The sequence below is a fragment of the Curtobacterium sp. PhB172 genome, assembly GCF_003752545.1.
Classification (GTDB): Bacteria; Actinomycetota; Actinomycetes; order Actinomycetales; family Microbacteriaceae; genus Curtobacterium.
Genome location: NZ_RKIF01000001.1, coordinates 14,836 through 31,289, shown reverse-complemented (window position 1 = coordinate 31,289; position 16,454 = coordinate 14,836). Strand labels below are relative to the sequence as shown.

At 71.6% G+C, this 16,454-nt stretch carries 18 protein-coding genes; 14 read left to right on the top strand and 4 right to left on the bottom strand.

The window, feature by feature from the left end; translation table 11 throughout:
• The first annotated feature begins 84 nt into the window (after positions 1-84).
• The 4 genes from EDF42_RS00165 to EDF42_RS00150 all read left to right on the top strand — a co-directional run bounded on the left by EDF42_RS00165 (position 85) and on the right by EDF42_RS00150 (position 3,589).
• The gene (locus tag EDF42_RS00165; RefSeq protein WP_123339102.1) at positions 85-1,278 is read left to right on the top strand and encodes a zinc-dependent alcohol dehydrogenase; all 1,194 of its coding nucleotides are present in this window, start codon (positions 85-87) and stop codon (positions 1,276-1,278) included.
• On the top strand, positions 1,278-2,333 hold the full coding sequence (locus tag EDF42_RS00160) for an NAD-dependent epimerase/dehydratase family protein (RefSeq protein ID WP_123671121.1): 1,056 nt from the start codon (positions 1,278-1,280) through the stop codon (positions 2,331-2,333). Before EDF42_RS00165 ends, EDF42_RS00160 begins: the two co-directional genes overlap by 1 nt.
• 157 nt (positions 2,334-2,490) lie before the next feature.
• Positions 2,491-2,919 carry a DUF6314 family protein gene (locus EDF42_RS00155; RefSeq protein ID WP_123339100.1) on the top strand — a complete coding sequence of 143 codons (429 nt, stop codon included), beginning with the start codon at positions 2,491-2,493 and terminating at the stop codon, positions 2,917-2,919.
• A gap of 4 nt (positions 2,920-2,923) precedes the next feature.
• Positions 2,924-3,589, top strand: coding sequence for a pentapeptide repeat-containing protein (locus EDF42_RS00150; protein WP_123339099.1), 666 nt, complete (start codon positions 2,924-2,926; stop codon positions 3,587-3,589).
• A 37-nt stretch (positions 3,590-3,626) separates the two neighbouring features.
• Here the strand turns inward: EDF42_RS00150 and EDF42_RS00145 are convergent, their stop codons facing one another.
• A complete protein-coding gene (locus EDF42_RS00145) occupies positions 3,627-4,607 on the bottom strand; it encodes an NAD(P)/FAD-dependent oxidoreductase (RefSeq protein WP_123671120.1) in 981 nt (326 codons plus the stop codon).
• A gap of 67 nt (positions 4,608-4,674) precedes the next feature.
• On the opposite strand from EDF42_RS00145, the gene EDF42_RS00140 reads away from it, so the two are divergent.
• Entirely contained in the window at positions 4,675-5,283 is a 609-nt protein-coding gene (locus EDF42_RS00140) for a helix-turn-helix domain-containing protein (protein ID WP_123671119.1), read from the top strand.
• A 9-nt stretch (positions 5,284-5,292) separates the two neighbouring features.
• Here the strand turns inward: EDF42_RS00140 and EDF42_RS00135 are convergent, their stop codons facing one another.
• On the bottom strand, positions 5,293-5,949 hold the full coding sequence (locus EDF42_RS00135; protein ID WP_123671118.1) for a hypothetical protein: 657 nt from the start codon (positions 5,947-5,949) through the stop codon (positions 5,293-5,295).
• Positions 5,950-6,044: 95 nt separating this feature from the next.
• Positions 6,045-6,800 (bottom strand): glycosyltransferase family 2 protein, encoded by a 756-nt coding sequence (locus EDF42_RS00130; protein ID WP_123671117.1) that lies wholly within the window; start codon positions 6,798-6,800, stop codon positions 6,045-6,047.
• A gap of 52 nt (positions 6,801-6,852) precedes the next feature.
• Between EDF42_RS00130 and EDF42_RS00125 the strand changes: the two genes are divergently transcribed.
• Genes EDF42_RS00125 through EDF42_RS00100 form a run of 6 tightly spaced genes read left to right on the top strand, consistent with a single transcriptional unit; the run spans position 6,853 to position 11,607 of the window.
• On the top strand, positions 6,853-7,278 hold the full coding sequence (locus tag EDF42_RS00125) for a MarR family winged helix-turn-helix transcriptional regulator (RefSeq protein WP_123671116.1): 426 nt from the start codon (positions 6,853-6,855) through the stop codon (positions 7,276-7,278).
• 57 nt (positions 7,279-7,335) lie between these two features.
• Complete coding sequence (locus tag EDF42_RS00120; protein ID WP_123671115.1) at positions 7,336-7,977, top strand: MBL fold metallo-hydrolase; 642 nt, start codon at positions 7,336-7,338, stop codon at positions 7,975-7,977.
• Between the two features lie 55 nt (positions 7,978-8,032).
• The gene (locus EDF42_RS00115) at positions 8,033-8,722 is read left to right on the top strand and encodes an HAD family hydrolase (protein ID WP_123671114.1); all 690 of its coding nucleotides are present in this window, start codon (positions 8,033-8,035) and stop codon (positions 8,720-8,722) included.
• A gap of 40 nt (positions 8,723-8,762) precedes the next feature.
• Entirely contained in the window at positions 8,763-9,245 is a 483-nt protein-coding gene (locus tag EDF42_RS00110; protein WP_260234886.1) for a GNAT family N-acetyltransferase, read from the top strand.
• A gap of 50 nt (positions 9,246-9,295) precedes the next feature.
• The gene (locus tag EDF42_RS00105) at positions 9,296-9,916 is read left to right on the top strand and encodes a TetR/AcrR family transcriptional regulator (protein ID WP_260234884.1); all 621 of its coding nucleotides are present in this window, start codon (positions 9,296-9,298) and stop codon (positions 9,914-9,916) included.
• Positions 9,913-11,607, top strand: a complete 1,695-nt coding sequence (locus EDF42_RS00100; RefSeq protein ID WP_123671112.1) for an MDR family MFS transporter — start codon at positions 9,913-9,915, stop codon at positions 11,605-11,607. The genes EDF42_RS00105 and EDF42_RS00100 overlap by 4 nt, the downstream gene beginning before the upstream one ends.
• 321 nt (positions 11,608-11,928) lie before the next feature.
• Here the strand turns inward: EDF42_RS00100 and EDF42_RS00095 are convergent, their stop codons facing one another.
• Positions 11,929-12,927, bottom strand: coding sequence for a LacI family DNA-binding transcriptional regulator (locus EDF42_RS00095; RefSeq protein WP_260234882.1), 999 nt, complete (start codon positions 12,925-12,927; stop codon positions 11,929-11,931).
• 163 nt (positions 12,928-13,090) lie between these two features.
• Here EDF42_RS00095 and EDF42_RS00090 point away from each other — a divergent pair, with 163 nt between their 5' ends.
• The 3 genes from EDF42_RS00090 to EDF42_RS00080 are packed head-to-tail and all read left to right on the top strand — an operon-like array spanning position 13,091 to position 16,433.
• Complete coding sequence (locus EDF42_RS00090) at positions 13,091-14,119, top strand: nucleoside hydrolase (protein WP_123339089.1); 1,029 nt, start codon at positions 13,091-13,093, stop codon at positions 14,117-14,119.
• 5 nt (positions 14,120-14,124) lie between these two features.
• Entirely contained in the window at positions 14,125-15,555 is a 1,431-nt protein-coding gene (locus EDF42_RS00085; RefSeq protein ID WP_123671111.1) for an MFS transporter, read from the top strand.
• On the top strand, positions 15,552-16,433 hold the full coding sequence (locus EDF42_RS00080) for a ribokinase (protein WP_123671110.1): 882 nt from the start codon (positions 15,552-15,554) through the stop codon (positions 16,431-16,433). The genes EDF42_RS00085 and EDF42_RS00080 overlap by 4 nt, the downstream gene beginning before the upstream one ends.
• Positions 16,434-16,454 lie beyond the last annotated feature (21 nt).

Below are 16,454 nucleotides of genomic sequence, written 5' to 3'. Positions count from 1 at the left end.
CACCACGGGGCGGGCGCGTAGCGAGGAGGGAGAAGCGAGCCGCGCCTCCCGGCCGGCCCGAAGCGACCACGAGAGGAACGCGACGTGCGCGCACTGACCTGGCAGGGCACCGAGAAGGTGTCCGTCGAGACCGTCCCCGACCCGACCATCCAGGAACCGACCGACGCGATCGTGCGGATCACGTCCACGGCGATCTGCGGCTCCGACCTGCACCTGTACCGGGTCCTCGGCCCGTACATCGACAAGGGCGACGTCCTCGGCCACGAGCCCATGGGCATCGTGGAGGAGGTCGGCAGCGCCGTCACGAACCTCAAGGTCGGTGACCGGGTCGTCGTCCCCTTCAACATCTCGTGCGGCCACTGCTGGATGTGCAAGAACGGTCTGCAGTCGCAGTGCGAGACAACCCAGGTCACCGAGTACGGCTCGGGAGCGGCGCTCTTCGGCTACACGAAGATGTACGGCCAGGTCCCCGGCGGCCAGGCCGAGTACCTCCGGGTCCCGCACGCGGACTACGGGCCCATCGTGATCCCGGACGACGGCACGCCCGACGACCGGTGGCTGTTCCTCAGCGACATCCTGCCCACCGCGTGGCAGGCCGTGCAGTACGCGAACGTGCCCGAGGGCGGCACGCTCGCCGTGCTCGGACTCGGCCCCGTCGGCCAGTTCGCCGCTCGCATCGGCAAGCACCTGGGGTACCGCGTTCTCGCCGTCGACCCCGAACAGGTCCGACGCGACCTGGGGGCGAAGCACGGCGCCGAGGTCTTCGACCTGTCGAAGGACACCGTGCCGGAGCTCGTCGACCTGACGGGCGGCCGCGGCCCGGACGGGGTCGTCGACGCCGTCGGCATGGAGGCGCACGGCAACCCCGTCGCCGGCTTCGCCCAGCGTGCGGCCGGGCTGCTGCCCGACGCCCTGGCGCAGAAGGCGATCGAGGTCGCCGGCATCGACCGACTCGCAGCCGTGCACGCCGCGATCGACCTGGTCCGTCGCGGCGGCACCGTCTCCCTGAGCGGCGTCTACGGCGGCATGGCCGACCCGATGCCGATGATGACGCTCTTCGACAAGCAGATCACCATCCGCGAGGGACAGTGCAACGTGAAGCACTGGATCGACGACATCATGCCGCTCGTGCAGGACCCGTCGGACCCGCTCGGCACGCTCGACCTGACCACGCACCGGGTGTCGCTCGAGGACGCCCCGCACATGTACGAGGTGTTCCAGAAGAAGCAGGACGGCTGCGTGAAGGTCGTGCTCGACCCCGCCCTGGCCGCCGCCTGATGCGGATCGTCGTCGTCGGCGGGACCGGCAACGTCGGGACGGCGGTGCTCCGTCGGCTCGCGCAGGCGCGGGTCGCCGCGCGGGCGGACGGGGGCGACGACAGCGTCGAGATCGTCGGTGTGGCGCGGCGGCTGCCGGACGTGCACGCGGAGCCGTACGGTTCCGCGGTCTGGCACGCCGTCGACATCGGCGCGTCCGACGCGGTCGGCCAGCTCACCGCGGTCTTCACCGGTGCCGACGCCGTGATCCACCTGGCCTGGGCGCTGCAGCCGACGCACGACATCCCGCTGCAGTACCGGACGAACGTCACCGGCACCGCGAACGTGCTGTCGGCCGTCGCTCGAGCGGGGGTCCCGCAGGTCGTCGTCGCGTCGTCGGTCGGGGCCTACCGGGGCGTCGACGCCGCGGGCAAGCGCACCCCGGTCGACGAGAGCTGGCCGACCGACGGCATCCCCACCGCGACGTACTCGATCCACAAGGCCGCGAACGAAGCGGCGATGGACGCGTTCGAGGCAGACCATCCGTCCCTGGTCGTCACGCGGCTGCGCCCCGGCCTGATCTTCCAGCGGGACGCCGCCGCCGAGATCCGCGGGCTGTTCCTCGGGCACCTCGTGCCGATGTCGATCGTGCGGTGGATCCGGTGGCTCGTGCTGCCCCTGCCGTACCCGTTCGTGTTCCAGGCGGTGCACGCCGACGACGTCGCCGACGCCTACTGGCGGACCGTCGACCAGCGGGCCGGCGGAGCGTTCAACATCGCTGCGTCGCCCGTGCTCAACCCGCCGCGGTTGGCCAGGGCCTTCGGCATGCTCGGTGCCGTCCGGATCCCGCTCGGGCTGCTGCGCGGGATCGTGACGCTGACGTGGCGGCTGCGGTTGCAGCCGACGGACGCCGGCTGGATCGACATCGCGGCCGGGGTGCCGATCATGCGGACCGACCGTGCCCGGTCGGTGCTCGGATGGGAGGCCCGGCACACCTCCGAAGACGCGTTGCGTGCGCTCGTGGCCGGGTTCGCGGACGGTGCGCACGTGGCCGCGTCGGATCCGCTGCGGGGGTAGTTGGGGCTGGGCGGGGGCTGGCGGGGCGTACCGGGTGCTTTCGGGCGTACCGGGTCGGAAGTTTCGACCAGGTACGCCCGATTCCGCTTTCCATCGCGCGTGTGATGGGAAGGAACGCGCGGCGCGAGCCGAGGCCCTGCGCGGTTAGCCTGGGGCGGTGCTGCTGCCGACGGACCTGCTGGGGGAGTGGGTACTCCGCCGGACCCTGGACGACCGGCGTGCCGGCGTGCGGGGCGTCGTCGCCGGTACCACCACGTTGACCGCGGTCGGTGCGGACGAGGTGCGCTGGGACGAAGCGGGCGTGATGACCTTCGACGGCCGGACCACCCCGGTGTCGCGGACGCTCGTCGCGCGTCGCCGCAGCACGGGGGACCCCGACGACTGGACCGTGCACTTCGCCGACGGCCGGGTGTTCCACGACTGGGTGTGGGGAGCGAGCGTCGCCCACGCCTGTGCTCCGGACGACTACACCGGGGCACTGGACGGCGACGAGCAGCGGTGGACCGTGCGCTGGGAAGCCCGGGGCCCGGCGAAGGACTACCGGCTCGACAGCGTGCTGGAGCGTCACCGGCACGCGCCAGACTGAGTCCATGGCACGTTCCTCCGGCACCGAAGCCCCGCGCATCACCCTGACCGAGCCCGTCGACCTGCAGGACTGGGTCCCCGGACCCGGCGACGTCCTGACCGGCGACCGCATCGAGGGGAAGCGCATCGGCGTGTTCGACCTGGCCGGTGAGCGGCTGCCCGATCTCGAGATCGAGGAGTGCGTCATCGACACGCTCCGGGGCGACGGCGCCGACTTCCGTGGTCTGCGGGTGCACGACTCGATCATCGACACGCTCGACGCCCCTGTGCTGCGGGCGTCGAGCAGTTCGTGGCGCGAGGTCCGGGTGTCCGGCGGTCGCATCGGCTCGGGTGAGCTGTACGACTCCGGGTTGAACGGCGTCGAGTTCGTCGGGATGAAGTTCGGGTTCGTGAACCTGCGCGGGTCGACGCTCACCGACGTGGTGTTCCGCGACTGCGTCATCGACGAGCTCGACATCGCGGACGCGAAGCTGCTCCGGGTGTCGTTCGAGGGCAGCAGCATCCGCGACGCCGAGGGGTCCAACACCCGGATCGACCACGTGGACCTGCGGGGTGCTGACCTCGACCGGGTCGAGCGGCTCGAGGGGTTCCGCGGTGCGACGATCGGCGCCGACCAGCTGTACACGCTCGCCCCGCTGCTGGCGGCGCAGGCGGGCTACCGCGTCGACTGACCGTCGGCCAGCGCGAAACTGCGCAGCAGCCCGGCGGTCAGGCGCCCGCGCGGGCACCCGCCGCGGCCAACGCCGCCGCGAGGTCCGCCTGCACCAGGTCGCCGTGGGCGGCCGCTCCCGCCTGGACCCCGGCGGCTGCGGACGCGATGACCGTCGCCATCGGGGCCGCCACGTTGCCGGCCGCGTACACACCGCGCACCGACGTCTGCCCGGCCGGGTCCACCGTCAGCGCACTCGCGTACCGGAAGTCGCCCATGAACTGGTCGGTGGCGACCAGGCCGAGCCCGGACAGGAAGTCCACGCGCGCCTCAGCGGTGCTCGCCGCGGCCAGGGCGTCGAGTTCGACGACCTCGCCGGAGCCGAGCGTGACCCCGGTCAGCGTGCCCTCTGACGACAGGACCTGCGTGACCGTGTCGTCCACGACCTCGATCCCGCGGGCCTGCAAACCGGCCAGGGCGGTGTCGTCGACGAGGGCCGGATCGGTGACGAACGCGGTCACGTGCTCGCTCAACGCCCGGAACATCAGCGCGTGGTGCACGCCGTTCGGTGTCGTCACGAGCACGCCGATGCGCTGGTCGCGGATCTCCCAGCCGTGGCAGAACGGGCAGTGCACGACCCCGCGCCCCCACTGCTCGGCGAGGCCCGGCACCTGCGGCAGGACGTCCACGGCGCCGGAGGCGACGACGAGCCTGCGGGCGGTGACGACCGTGCCGGAGTCCAGCGTGACCGAGAAGCCGACCGGGTCGGTGCCGTCACCCGTCGTGGCGGACGCGGCCACGATCCTCCCGGCCGTCACCTCGACGCCGTAGGCGGCAACCTCGTCGCGCCCGATCGCGGACAGCTCGGCGGGGGCGATGCCCTCGCGTCCGAGGTAGTTGTGGGCGCCGGCCGACGGCGCGTTGCGGGGCTCGCCCGCGTCGACGACGAGGACGGAGCGGCGGGAGCGCCCGAGGACGAGGGCGGCGGAGAGGCCGGCGGCTGCTCCGCCGATGACGATGACGTCGTAGTGATCACGCATGCAAGGAGCATGCGGCCGATGGGTCACGGACAGCAAGGAACCTTGCTGATGTGGCAACCTGGGCAGCATGTCCCACGGCCCGCAGGAACCAGTCGCCCCCCGCACGACCGCCCAGGTCGTCGACGGGGTGGGGCCGCGGTTGCGCGCGCTCCGTGCCCACCGGGACGTCACGCTCGCCGCACTCTCCGAGCAGACCGGGGTGTCGGTGAGCACGCTCTCGCGGCTCGAGTCGGGGCAGCGCAAGCCGACCCTCGAACTGCTGCTCCCGCTGGCACGGGCGTACCAGGTGCCGCTCGACGACCTGGTCGGAGCACCGCAGACGGGAGACCCCCGGGTGCACATGAAGCCCGAGGTGCACGGCGGACGTGTGGTGGTGCCGCTGACGAAGCGCACCGGCGGCGTGCGGTCGTTCAAGCAGCTGTTCCCACCGAACACACCGGGCGGTGAACCGTCGCTCAAGACGCACGAGGGCTACGAGTGGCTCTACGTGCTGTCCGGCCGCCTGCGCCTCGTGCTCGGCGAGCACGACCTCGACCTCGGGCCGGGTGAGGTCGCGGAGTTCGACACCCACACCCCGCACTGGATGGGCAACGTCACCGACTCGGTGACCGAGGTGCTGTGCCTGTACGGACCCCAGGGCGAGCGGGCGCACGTGCGGTCGAGACCGACGCGCTGACCGCCCGGTCTACGCCGCGAAGACGTGGTCCACGACGTCGTCGAGGAGCCCAGAGGTCTCGATGTTCGACTGCTGGATGTGGATGCCGATGTCACCCCGCGTGAAGTAGGTGTCCCCGTCGGTCACGGGGTACTGCTCGTTCTTCGACACCTTCTGGCACTGGTAGCCGTCGGCCTGGTCAGCGCAGTCGTAGCCATCCGCCGAGAGTTTCTCCAGCTCCGTGCTCGCCGTCGCCGCGTCGACCGTGTCGACCGCGATCGACAGGTACGAGATGTCGGCCTGCGGTTCCCGCCACACGCAGTACAGAGGCTTGCCGTCGGCCTGCAGGACGGGGGTGAGGGCGCTCTTCGGGATCGCGATCGGGTCGCCGACGACCGACGGGTCGTTCAGCGGGGCCGAGGCGAAGGCCTCGTCCCACTCGCCAGGGGTGATGAGGTCCGTGCAAGCGGCCGGCACCGTGCCGGCGTCGTCGGTCACGGGGGCGGTGGTACCGGTGCCACTCGGGCTGGCGCTCGGTGTGCCGGTGCTCTCCGCCATCGTCGCGGACGGCGTGCTCGGCCCCGCTGGTGCGCTCTGGGCGCAGCCCGACAGGGCGAGTCCGATCGCCAGTGCCGCCGTCAGCGTCGCCGTGATCCCGGATGTCGTCGTGCGCGCTGACCGCCGCATCGTTCCCCCTCGTTCGTCGTGCGGACGTGCCCGCGCGATCGAACGTAGGCGGACGTGCTGACGGCGTCCGCAAGCGTCACCGTTCCGTGACCCCGTCAGCGTGTGCGCCACCCGCGCCGAACCCGCAGCCCCGCGCGCACCCGCCGCGCCCACCGGCGCACCGGGTTCGCCCGCCGGCCGTTCACGTGGAACGTGTGGAAGGCGCGTCGCGTCCGCAGCAGGGCGGACGGGAGGCCCGACAACGGTCGCGCGGACACCTGCACCGTGAGCACGGGGTCGGCCACCACCCGCCAGGCCGGGTCGAGCTGCATGCTCAGGTCGACGTCGTCGTGCACCTCGGGGTCCTCGCGGTGCGCTCGGGTGCGGACCGCGTCCCAGGTCCAGCGCCGCATCGCCATCGCGGACCCGAACAGCGGTGGGCGACCGAGCGCGGCCCACATGAGCGCGAAGTACGGCCGCATGTAGACGGCGTCCCACAGCCGGCCGATCAGTGGCCCGCCGTCGCGCGGACACCCGGGCCCGGTCACCGCGACGACCGTCGGATCGGCCAACAGCCGCACCGCGTCGGCGATCCACCCCGGCGGCGGGACGGAGTCGGCGTCGAGCCGGACGAGGACGTCCCCGGAGGCCCGGTCGTAGCCGCGCGCCGAGGCCCGGGCGATGCCACGGATGCGTTCGGTGAGCACGATCGCCCCCGCTGCCTGGGCGACCTCGGCGCTGTCGTCCCGGCTGCCGTTGTCGACCACGACGACCTCGTCGGCGAGCAGTGTCTGCACCGCGAGGGCGTCGAGGCAGCGTCGCAGGTGCGCAGCGTCGTCGCGCACGGGGATGACGACGGAGACGCGGACCATCCTCCGATCCAACCGGAGGTCCGCTGTGCGGCCACGCGGTAGCGTTCCGGGCATGGACCGGACCGACGAACTCGCCGTGGAGCTCCGGCACGCGATCGGTCGCGTCGTGCGTGCTGCGAAGCGGGAGGCGGACTCGCTGCCGACCGCCCACGCGACGACCCTCGGGTTCCTCGAGCGCGAGGGGCCGATGCCGATCGCCGAGCTGGCACGTCGCCGGGCGGTGAAGCACCAGGGTCAGTCGCGCACGGTGGGGGAGCTCGCCGACCTCGGGTACGTCGAGCGGACGGCGTCGGACACCGACCGTCGCGTGTCGGTCATCCGCATCTCCGACACCGGCAGCGAGGTCCTCCGCCGGGACATGACGGCGCGCGCCGACTGGTTGGCGACGGCGATCCGCGAGGAACTGGACGACGAGGAACGCGCGGCCCTCGAACGCCTGCCCGGCATCTTCGAACGGTTGGCCCGGCGCGCCGACTGAGTGCTCCCTCACCCGGATCGGACACCAGAAATACAACACAGTTGTAGTGTTGTCGGCATGGAGCTGACGAAGTACACCCACGCCACCGTCGTCCTCGAGCAGGACGGCACCACCCTCGTCATCGACCCGGGTACCTTCACGCCCGAGGCTGCTGATCTTGCCGGCGCTGCCGCCGCGGTCCTCATCACCCACGAGCACGCCGACCACTTCGACGTCGACGCCGTCCGTGCCGGGCTCGACACGAACCCGTCGCTCGTGGTCCGCGGGCCGGCGACGATCGTCGAGCAGCTGGGTGACCACGACGGCCGTGTCGCTGCGGTCGGTGCCGGTGATGCGTTCGAGGTCGGGCCGTTCTCCGTGCAGGTCTTCGGCGAGGAGCACGCCGTCATCCACCGCGACATCCCGACGATCGCGAACGTCGGGTACCTGGTCAACGGTGCCGTCTTCCACCCGGGCGACGCCTACCTCGAGCCGGGTGTCCCCGTGCAGACGCTGCTCCTGCCGACCAGCGGTCCGTGGACGAGCACCGCTGCCGCGGTCGACTACGTCCGGTCGGTGGCGCCGGAGCGTGCCGTGCAGATCCACGAGGTGATGCTGAGCGACCTCGGCCAGCAGTCCACCGCGCGGTTCCTCGGCTCGGACGGTCTCGGACCGGTGCCGGTCCTGATCCTGCCCGCGGGGGGATCGATCACCGTCTGACGGACGCGACCGTGCTCCTGGGAGGCGATCCGCGCCTCCCGGGCAGCATGGAGGGATGTCCGACGCTCCCTCGACCGCAGTCCTCTTCGACATCGACGGCACGCTCGTCGACTCGAACTACGCCCACATCGATGCCTGGTGGCGCGCTGCCCGCGCAGCGGGTGAGTCCGTGGACGCCTGGCGGATCCACCGCGCGATCGGCATGGACTCCGCGAAGCTGCTCGAGACGCTGCTGCCGGACGCGTCCGACGAGACGCGCGAGACCGTCAAGCAGTTCCACACCGCCTACTTCGCCGAGCACATGCCGCAGCTGCGGCTGCTGCCGGGTGCCCGTGACCTGCTCCGTGCGGTCGCCGAGGCCGGGCACGCCGTCGTCCTGGCGACGAGTGCGCCGGAGCACGAACTGACGCGGCTGCGTGAACTGCTCGACGCCGAGGAGTGGCTCACCGCCGTGACGAGCTCCGAGGACGTCGAGCAGGCGAAGCCGGACCCCGGGATCATCCAGGTGGCGCTCGACCGGGCCGGTGTTCGTGCGGACGCTGCCGTGATGGTCGGTGATGCGATGTGGGACGTCGAATCGGCCGGACGCGTCGGGGTGACGTGTGTCGCGGTGATGACCGGCGGCATCGGCGGCGACGAACTCCGCGGCGCCGGCGCTGCCGAGGTCCACGACGACGCCGCTGCCCTGCTCGCCGCGCTGCGGTCCGGGGACGGCGCGATCGCGGCGCTGGACGGGCGCGCGTGAACGTGCGTCGCCGCCGGCATCCGTGACAGGATCGTCGACCGTGATCACGATCGAACGCGTGTCCTGGGACGACCCCCGATCCGTGCTGCTCCGCGCCCGCATGGACGACGAGATGCACGAACGCTACGGCTCGTCGAACGGCGACGAGGACCCGGCGATCACGGCCGAGCGGAGCCGCGCGCTGTCCGTCGACCCGTCGACCGTCGTCGCCTCGGTCCTCGCCCTCGACGAGGCCGGGCAGGCCGTCGGGCACATCGCGATCCGGCGTCTCGGCGACGAGGTCGAGCTCAAGCGGCTGATCGTGCTGACGTCGGCCCGTGGCAAGGGTGCCGCCACCGCACTGCTCGACGAGTGCGAGCGCATCGGCCGCGAGCTCGGCGCGCCCCGGCTCATCCTGCAGACCGGTGACAAGCAGCCTGACGCGGTCGCCCTGTACGAGAAGACCGGGTGGAGCCTGATCCCGGTCTACGCGCCGTACGCGGCGACGATGCCGTGGTCGTTCTGCTTCGAGAAAGCGCTCTGAGCGTTCCGACCCGTATTGCACTCTCAGTCAGATAGTGCAATTCTTGCTCGGTGAACACCACCGAACGCACCCGCGAGCTGCGCCGACGCATGATCGTCGAAGCGCGCCGGGCGACGGTCGAGCACGGGTTGAGCGGCTTCACGATCGAGCAGCTCTGCGAGATCGTCGGGGTGTCACGGCGCACGTTCTTCAACCACTTCGCGTCGAAGGACGACGCCGTGCTCGGCATCGAGCTGCACGCGGACGTCGAGGCGATCGACGAGTACGCCGCGGGCGGCGTCGTCCCGACCGACCTCGATCCGCTCGACTCGATCGTCGCCCTGGCGATCGACCAGCTCCGCCGCTACGGCATCGACCGGTCGGACGAGGCCCTGGTGCGCCGGGTCTTCGAGCGGGAGCCGGCGCTCGTCGCGCGGTTCCTGTCGGCGACCGACGTGCAGCTCGCCCGGATCACCGCGGCGCTGCGACAGCGGTTCGGCTGGTCGGATCCGTCCGACCGCCGTGCGCGCTTGGTCACCGAAGCGGCCGCGGCGCTGGCGAAGGTCACCGCCGAGACCTACTTCGACGACGCCTTCGACGAGACCACCGGCCCGCCGTTCGACGAGCTGCTCACCCAGAACCTCCGCCTGATGAGGGCGGCCATCACCACCGGACAGGACTCCACACCATGAGCGCAACCGCGCCGGGCACCACCAAGCGTGCCCGCCCCGGCACCGACGGACCGCTGCTGCTGACACAGCGCCGGATCTGGATCATCTTCTCCGCGCTCATCGCGGGGATGCTGCTCTCCAGCCTCGACCAGACCATCGTCTCGACGGCGATGCCCACCATCGTCGGCGAACTCGGCGGCGTCGCGCACCAGGCATGGCTGACGACCGGGTACCTGCTCGCCTCGACCATCGTGATGCCCGTCTACGGCAAGTTCGGTGACGTCCTCGGCCGCCGCAACCTGTTCCTCATCGCGATCGCCCTGTTCACCATCGCGTCGGCCGGGTGTGCCTTCGCCGGCGACTTCACGCAGCTCGTGGTGTTCCGCGCGATGCAGGGGCTCGGCGGTGGCGGTCTGATGATCCTGTCGCAGGCGATCATCGCCGACATCGTGCCCGCCTCGCAGCGTGGCAAGTACCTCGGCCCGCTCGGTGCGATCTTCGGCCTGTCCGCGATCGGCGGCCCGCTGCTCGGTGGCTTCTTCGTCGACCACCTCACCTGGAACTGGGCGTTCTACATCAACATCCCGGTCGGCATCGCGGCGTTCTTCGTGGCGTGGTTCGCGCTGACCCTGCCGAACAAGAAGGCGACGAAGCGCATCGACGTGCTCGGCGTGCTCTTCATGTCCGCCGCGACCACCTGCCTGGTGTTCTTCTCGGAGTTCGGCGGCAGCAAGGACCACGGCTGGGACGCACCCGAGACCTGGGCCTGGTTCGCCGGGCTCGTCGTCTCCGCCGCGCTCCTCGTGCTCGTCGAGTCGCGTGCGCAGGACCCGGTCCTGCCGCTGTCGTTCTTCAAGAACCGCACCTTCCTGCTCGCGACCGGCATCGGCCTGGTGCTCGGCATCGGCATGTTCGCCGCGATCGGCTTCGTGCCGACGTTCCTGCAGATGGCATCAGGCACCTCGGCCGCGGTGTCGGGTCTGCTGATGCTGCCGATGATGGTCGGCCTGATCGGGACCTCGATCGCGTCCGGCAACCTGATCACGAAGACCGGTCGCTACCGGATGTTCCCGATCATCGGCACGGTCCTGGTCGCCATCGCGATGCTCGCGATGACCCAGCTCGCCGCGGCCACCCCGATCTGGCTGATCTGCGCCTACCTGTTCGTCTTCGGCGCAGGGCTCGGACTGATCATGCAGGTGGTCGTCCTGGTCGCGCAGAACGCCGTGCCGGCCGAACAGGTGGGCACCGCGACCTCGACGAACAACTACTTCCGCGAGGTCGGCGCCTCCCTCGGGACCGCCGTGTTCGGTGCGCTGTTCACGGCCCGGCTCACGACGTCGCTCACCGACGTGTTCACCGGTGCCGGCGGCTCGGCGACCGATGCGGCGTCGTCGGCGGGCAGCATCGACCCGGCGACCGTGGCGAAGCTGCCCGAGGCGGTGCAGGACGGCATCGTGAACGCGTACGCCGACTCGCTGGCGCCCGTGTTCTGGTACCTGCTGCCCTTCATCGCGGTGGCGTTCCTGCTCGCCCTGTTCCTGCCGCAGATCACGCTCTCCGACACGGCCGGCATGGTCGCCCGTGGCGAGGCCGTCGGTGGCGACGAGGCCGACGAGCTCGAGCGTGCGCAGCGTTCGGGCCGGGCGGAGTCCGTGTCGTCGGAGTCCGGGTCGTCGGGTGGTGAGACGCCGGACCGCGCGCAGCAGTAGTCCGGTCCCGGCAAAGCGACAGATCTCCGTGGAACATCCGTGGAGATCTGTCGCTTTCGCGGGATGGACGGTGGCGCGTCGGCGCGGTCCGTCGCTTTGGCGGAGTGGTCGCGACCGCGTGCTGACGGGAGGCGCGGTGCCAGCTGGTGCCGCGCCTCCCGTCCGTCGTCCGGTCGCGTCCACTGCCGCTGCCCGCACTCGACGCGACCCTGCTCGCGAAAGCGACAGTGTGCCGCCGACCATCGGCGGCACACTGTCGCTTTCGCGGGGGTGAGGGGGCTGCCTCAGCGAGGAGTGTCGCTTCCGCGGGCAGGAGCGGCGCTACGCGCCGGTGCTCGCGCGGCGGACCAGGCGCGTGGGGAGCGCTGCCGGCTCGGCCGCGGTGCCGTCGAGCGTCGCGAGCAGCCGTTCCGCGGCCGCGCGCCCGAGGTCGGCACCGGGCAGGGCGACGCTCGTCAGGGCGGGGGCCGTGACCGACGACGACGGCAGGTCGTCGAAGCCGGCGACCGCGAGCTCCTCGGGAACCGCGATGCCCAGTGACCCGGCGACGCGCAGGACGCCGTAGGCCAGGGTGTCCGCCGCGGCGACGACCGCGGTGACGTCGTCGTCCTGCCAGGCCTCGATGACGTGCTCGGTGGCCGAGGCGGCGGCGTCCACGGTGAGGTCGGCGCGGGCGGTGACCTCGGACACGGTGATGCCTGCGGCGGCGCACTCCTGCTCGAAGAGGTCGCGCCGGACCCCGAACGTCGTCGCGCGGGAGGTCCCGTCGAGGTACCCGACGCGGCGGTGCCCCCGTTCGTGCAGGTGTGCGACGAGGTCGTGGACGCCGGGGGAGAGGTCGTAGTTGACCGCTTCGGAACCACCGGGGGCGTCGAGGAGGACCACGGGCACGCTCGCCGACATCGACTCGCCCGCGGCCGGGGCGTCGACGAGGATGCCCGCCGGCCGGAGGCGTTCGAAGCGGCGGACGTCGGCTGCCAGGGGCTGCGCGCCGCGCTCGGTGACCGACAGCACGAGCTGGAACCGGTCGCCGATGGTGTCGCGCACGCCGCGGATGACCTCGGCGAAGAAGGGGTTCGACAGGTCGGGGGCGATGAGGACGACCAGGTCGCCGCTCCCGCGTGCCAGCGAGCTCGCGGCGTGGTCGACGACGTAGCCGAGCTCGTCGACGGCGTCGCGCACCCGCGTGGCGATGGGGGCGGACACCCGGCCGCGGTCCTTGCCGTTGACGACCAGGGAGACCGTGGCGATGCTCGTGCCGGCGCGCTCGGCCACCATGGCAGCGGTCACACGGCGGCCCGGAGCGACGGATGAAGGCACGGGTCGATGCTACCGAGGACGCCTCGACGACTTGACGTCAAGCGCTTGACGTGTTTCGATGTCAAACGCTTGACGCGCTGCGTGACGACGCTCTGTCGGACCGCGGATCCCCACCGCATCGAGCTCAGACCCCTCGATTCCCCGAAGAAGTGGAGCGCCCAGCGTGCCCAGTGCGACCCAGCCCTCGAAGATCATCCTCGACTGCGACCCCGGCCACGACGACGCCGTCGCCATCCTGCTGGCTCACGGCAACCCGGACATCGAGCTCCTGGCCGTCACCACCGTCGTCGGCAACCAGACGCTGCCGAAGGTCACCCGCAACGCCCTCGCCGTCGCGCGCATCGCCGGCATCACCGGGGTGCCGTTCGCCGCGGGCGCCGACCGTCCGCTCCTGCGCCAGATCGAGGTCGCCCCGGACATCCACGGCGAGAGCGGCCTCGACGGACCGATGCTGCCCGAGCCCTCGTTCGAGCTCGACCAGCGGCACGCCGTCGACCTGATCATCGAGACGGTCATGGCGCACGAGCCCGGCACCGTCACGCTGGTGCCGACCGGCGGCCTGACGAACATCGCCCTCGCCGCCCGCAAGGAACCCCGCATCGTCGAGCGCGTCAAGCAGGTCGTGCTCATGGGCGGTGGCGTGCACGTCGGCAACTGGAGCCCCGTCGCCGAGTTCAACATCGTCATCGACCCCGAGGCCGCCTCGATCGTCTTCGACGCCGGCTGGGACGTCGTCATGGTCGGACTCGACCTGACGCACCAGGCCCTCGCCACCCCCGAGGTGGCCGCACGCATCGCCGCCGTCGGCACCGCCCCGGCCGCGTTCGTCGGCGAGCTGCTCGACTTCTTCGGCCAGACCTACAAGGACGCGCAGGGCTTCGACGCCCCGCCGGTGCACGACCCCTGCGCCGTCGCCTACGTCATCGACCCGACCATCGTCCGCGCCGTGAAGGTCCCGATCCACATCGAGACCCAGGGCAGCCTGACGCTGGGCATGACCGTCGCCGACTTCCGTGCGCCCGCGCCGGAGGACTGCCGGACGAGCGCCGCCATGGAGCTCGACCACGAACGGTTCTGGGACCTGGTCGTCGACGCCCTCGAGCGCATCGGCGAGACCACCGACACCGGCTGGACCCCGCGCGCCGCAGCCGACGCCGTCGAAGCCGGCATCACCACCACCCCGGAGATCTGAACACCATGACCACCACCTCGACGAAGAAGTCGATCGGCGCCCTCACCGCGGCGCTCCTCGCCGCGTGCATCGCGTTCCAGCTCAACGCGAGCATGCTCAGCCCCGCGCTGGTCACGATGGCGCGCGAGCTCAAGACCGACGACGCCACGATCGGGCTCTCGCAGACCCTGTACTTCACGCTGGCGGCACTGTTCTCGTTGTTCCTGCCGCGCCTGTCCGACATCGTCGGCCGCAAGCGCGTCCTGATCGGCATGCTCGCCGTGATGCTCGTCGGCAGCATCGTCGCCGCACTCGCCGTGAACCTGCCGATGCTGTTCGCCGGCCGGATCATCCAGGGCGTCACCGGCCCGGTCGTCCCGATCTGCCTGCTCGTCCTGCGCAACGAGATCGCCGACCCGAAGCGCTACGGCGCCGCACTCGGTCTGCTCACCGCCGTGAACGGCGGCATCGCCGGCGTGGACGCGCTGGCCGGTGGCTGGATCGCCACGAACTTCGGGTTCCGCGGGATCTTCTGGGTCATCGCCGTCGTCACCGTCATCGCGCTGGCGCTCGTCGCCGTGTGGGGTGTGGAGTCGAAGCCGTCCGCCGGGACCCGGATGGACTGGATCGGCGTCGTGCCCCTCGTCGTCTCGGTCGGGGCCCTGCTCACCGCGTTCAACGAGGCCGGCAAGCTCGGCGCCGCCAACCCGGCACTGGTGATCGGCGGCGTCGTCGTCGCGCTCGCCGCCTTCGCGGTCTTCTGGGCGGTCGAGTCCCGCGTGAAGGAGCCGCTCGTCGAGACCCGGTTCCTGAAGCGCCGTGCCACGTGGGCGCTCCTCGCGACGACGTTCCTGACCATGACCGGCGTCTTCGCGGTCGTGAACGGGCTGGTCACGTCGCTCGCGCAGAACGGCGACGCCGGCTTCGGCATGGAACCCGACCTCGCCTCGCTGGTGTTCCTCACCCCGTACGCGTTGGTCGGTTGGATCGTCGGTCCGTTCGCCGGGCGCCTCGCGCCGACCATCGGCTACCGCGCCGTGCTCCGCTTCGGCCTGATCGGCAGCATCGTCTCGACGGTCCTGATGGCACTGGTGGGCGTGCACTCGCTGCCGGTCCTGGTCACCGCGACCGTCCTGATCGGCATCACGTACGCGGGCATCGCGAACATCATCCTGAACGGCCTGGGCATCGTGCTCTCGCCGGAGTCGAACCCCGGCTTCCTGCCGGGCCTGAACGCCGGTGCGTTCAACCTCGGCGCCGGGGTCAGCTTCGCCGTCCTGCCGGCGCTGCAGATCGCGCTCGGGGTCGGCGGGTCCGCGGGCACCGCCGGGTACTCCGGTGGCATGCTGCTCGGTGCCGTGATCACGACCGCCGCGCTCGCGATCTCGTTCCTCATCCCCCGCCCGGAGAGTGCCGAGACCACGTCCGTCGCGCCGCAGAAGGAGACCGTCCGTTGACCCAGACCATCGTGATCGTCGGATCGCTCAACGCGGACCTGGTGGTCCGGACCGAGCGGTTCCCGAAGCCCGGTGAGACCCTGCACGGGTCCGACCTGGCGATCCTGCCGGGTGGCAAGTCCGCCAACCAGGCGGTGGCTGCCGGGAGGCTCGGGGGCACGGTCCGCATGATCGGTGCGGTCGGCGACGACGGGAACGGTGCGCTGCTCCGCGACTCCGTCGCGGCTGCGGGTGCGGACACCACGCACGTCGCCGTCCGGGAGGGCGTGGCCACCGGCACTGCCGTCATCACGGTCGACGCCGCGGGGGAGAACACCATCGTGATCTCCGCCGGCGCCAACGGCACGCTGACGCCGGACGACGTGCCCGCCGACGCCTTCGACGACGCCGGCGTGCTCGGCCTCTGCCTCGAGGTCTCGATCGACGTCGTCCTCGCCGCGGCCCGGGCAGCGCACGCCGCCGGGGTCACGGTGCTGACGAACCTGTCGCCCTTCGGGGACGTCCCCGCCGAGCTGCTCGAGCTGACCGACGTGTTGTTGGTCAACGAACACGAGGCCGCGTCGCTCGGCGAGCACGGCGTCGCGCGCTCGATCGTCACCCGCGGCGGCTCGGGTTGCGTCGTGCACGACGGCGACGCGGACCCGGTGTCGATCGACGCCGTCCGGGTCGAGCCGGTGGACACCACGGGCTGCGGCGACGCCTTCATGGGCTCGGTGGCCCTGCGGCTGGCGGCGGGGGACTCCCTCGTCGACGCCGCACGCTTCGCGGTGGGGGTCGGGGCGTACGCCGCGACCAAGGCGGGCGCGCAGGCCTCGTACCCGACCACGGCAGAACTCGAGGCGTTCCTGCGGGCGGAGGACGGGCCTCCCGGTCGTTGACCGCCGGCCCGGCCGCTAGCG

What these genes read in the sequence shown, in the direction of transcription:
- EDF42_RS00125 (WP_123671116.1), top strand. Translation starts at nt 6,853, where the DNA reads ATGGACCGGACCGACGAACTCGCCGTGGAGCTCCGGCACGCGATCGGT.
- EDF42_RS00135 (WP_123671118.1), bottom strand. Translation starts at nt 5,949, where the DNA reads ATGCGGCGGTCAGCGCGCACGACGACATCCGGGATCACGGCGACGCTG.
- EDF42_RS00115 (WP_123671114.1), top strand. Translation starts at nt 8,033, where the DNA reads ATGTCCGACGCTCCCTCGACCGCAGTCCTCTTCGACATCGACGGCACG.
- EDF42_RS00150 (WP_123339099.1), top strand. Translation starts at nt 2,924, where the DNA reads ATGGCACGTTCCTCCGGCACCGAAGCCCCGCGCATCACCCTGACCGAG.
- EDF42_RS00120 (WP_123671115.1), top strand. Translation starts at nt 7,336, where the DNA reads ATGGAGCTGACGAAGTACACCCACGCCACCGTCGTCCTCGAGCAGGAC.
- EDF42_RS00130 (WP_123671117.1), bottom strand. Translation starts at nt 6,800, where the DNA reads ATGGTCCGCGTCTCCGTCGTCATCCCCGTGCGCGACGACGCTGCGCAC.
- EDF42_RS00100 (WP_123671112.1), top strand. Translation starts at nt 9,913, where the DNA reads ATGAGCGCAACCGCGCCGGGCACCACCAAGCGTGCCCGCCCCGGCACC.
- EDF42_RS00145 (WP_123671120.1), bottom strand. Translation starts at nt 4,607, where the DNA reads ATGCGTGATCACTACGACGTCATCGTCATCGGCGGAGCAGCCGCCGGC.
- EDF42_RS00160 (WP_123671121.1), top strand. Translation starts at nt 1,278, where the DNA reads ATGCGGATCGTCGTCGTCGGCGGGACCGGCAACGTCGGGACGGCGGTG.
- EDF42_RS00140 (WP_123671119.1), top strand. Translation starts at nt 4,675, where the DNA reads ATGTCCCACGGCCCGCAGGAACCAGTCGCCCCCCGCACGACCGCCCAG.
- EDF42_RS00085 (WP_123671111.1), top strand. Translation starts at nt 14,125, where the DNA reads ATGACCACCACCTCGACGAAGAAGTCGATCGGCGCCCTCACCGCGGCG.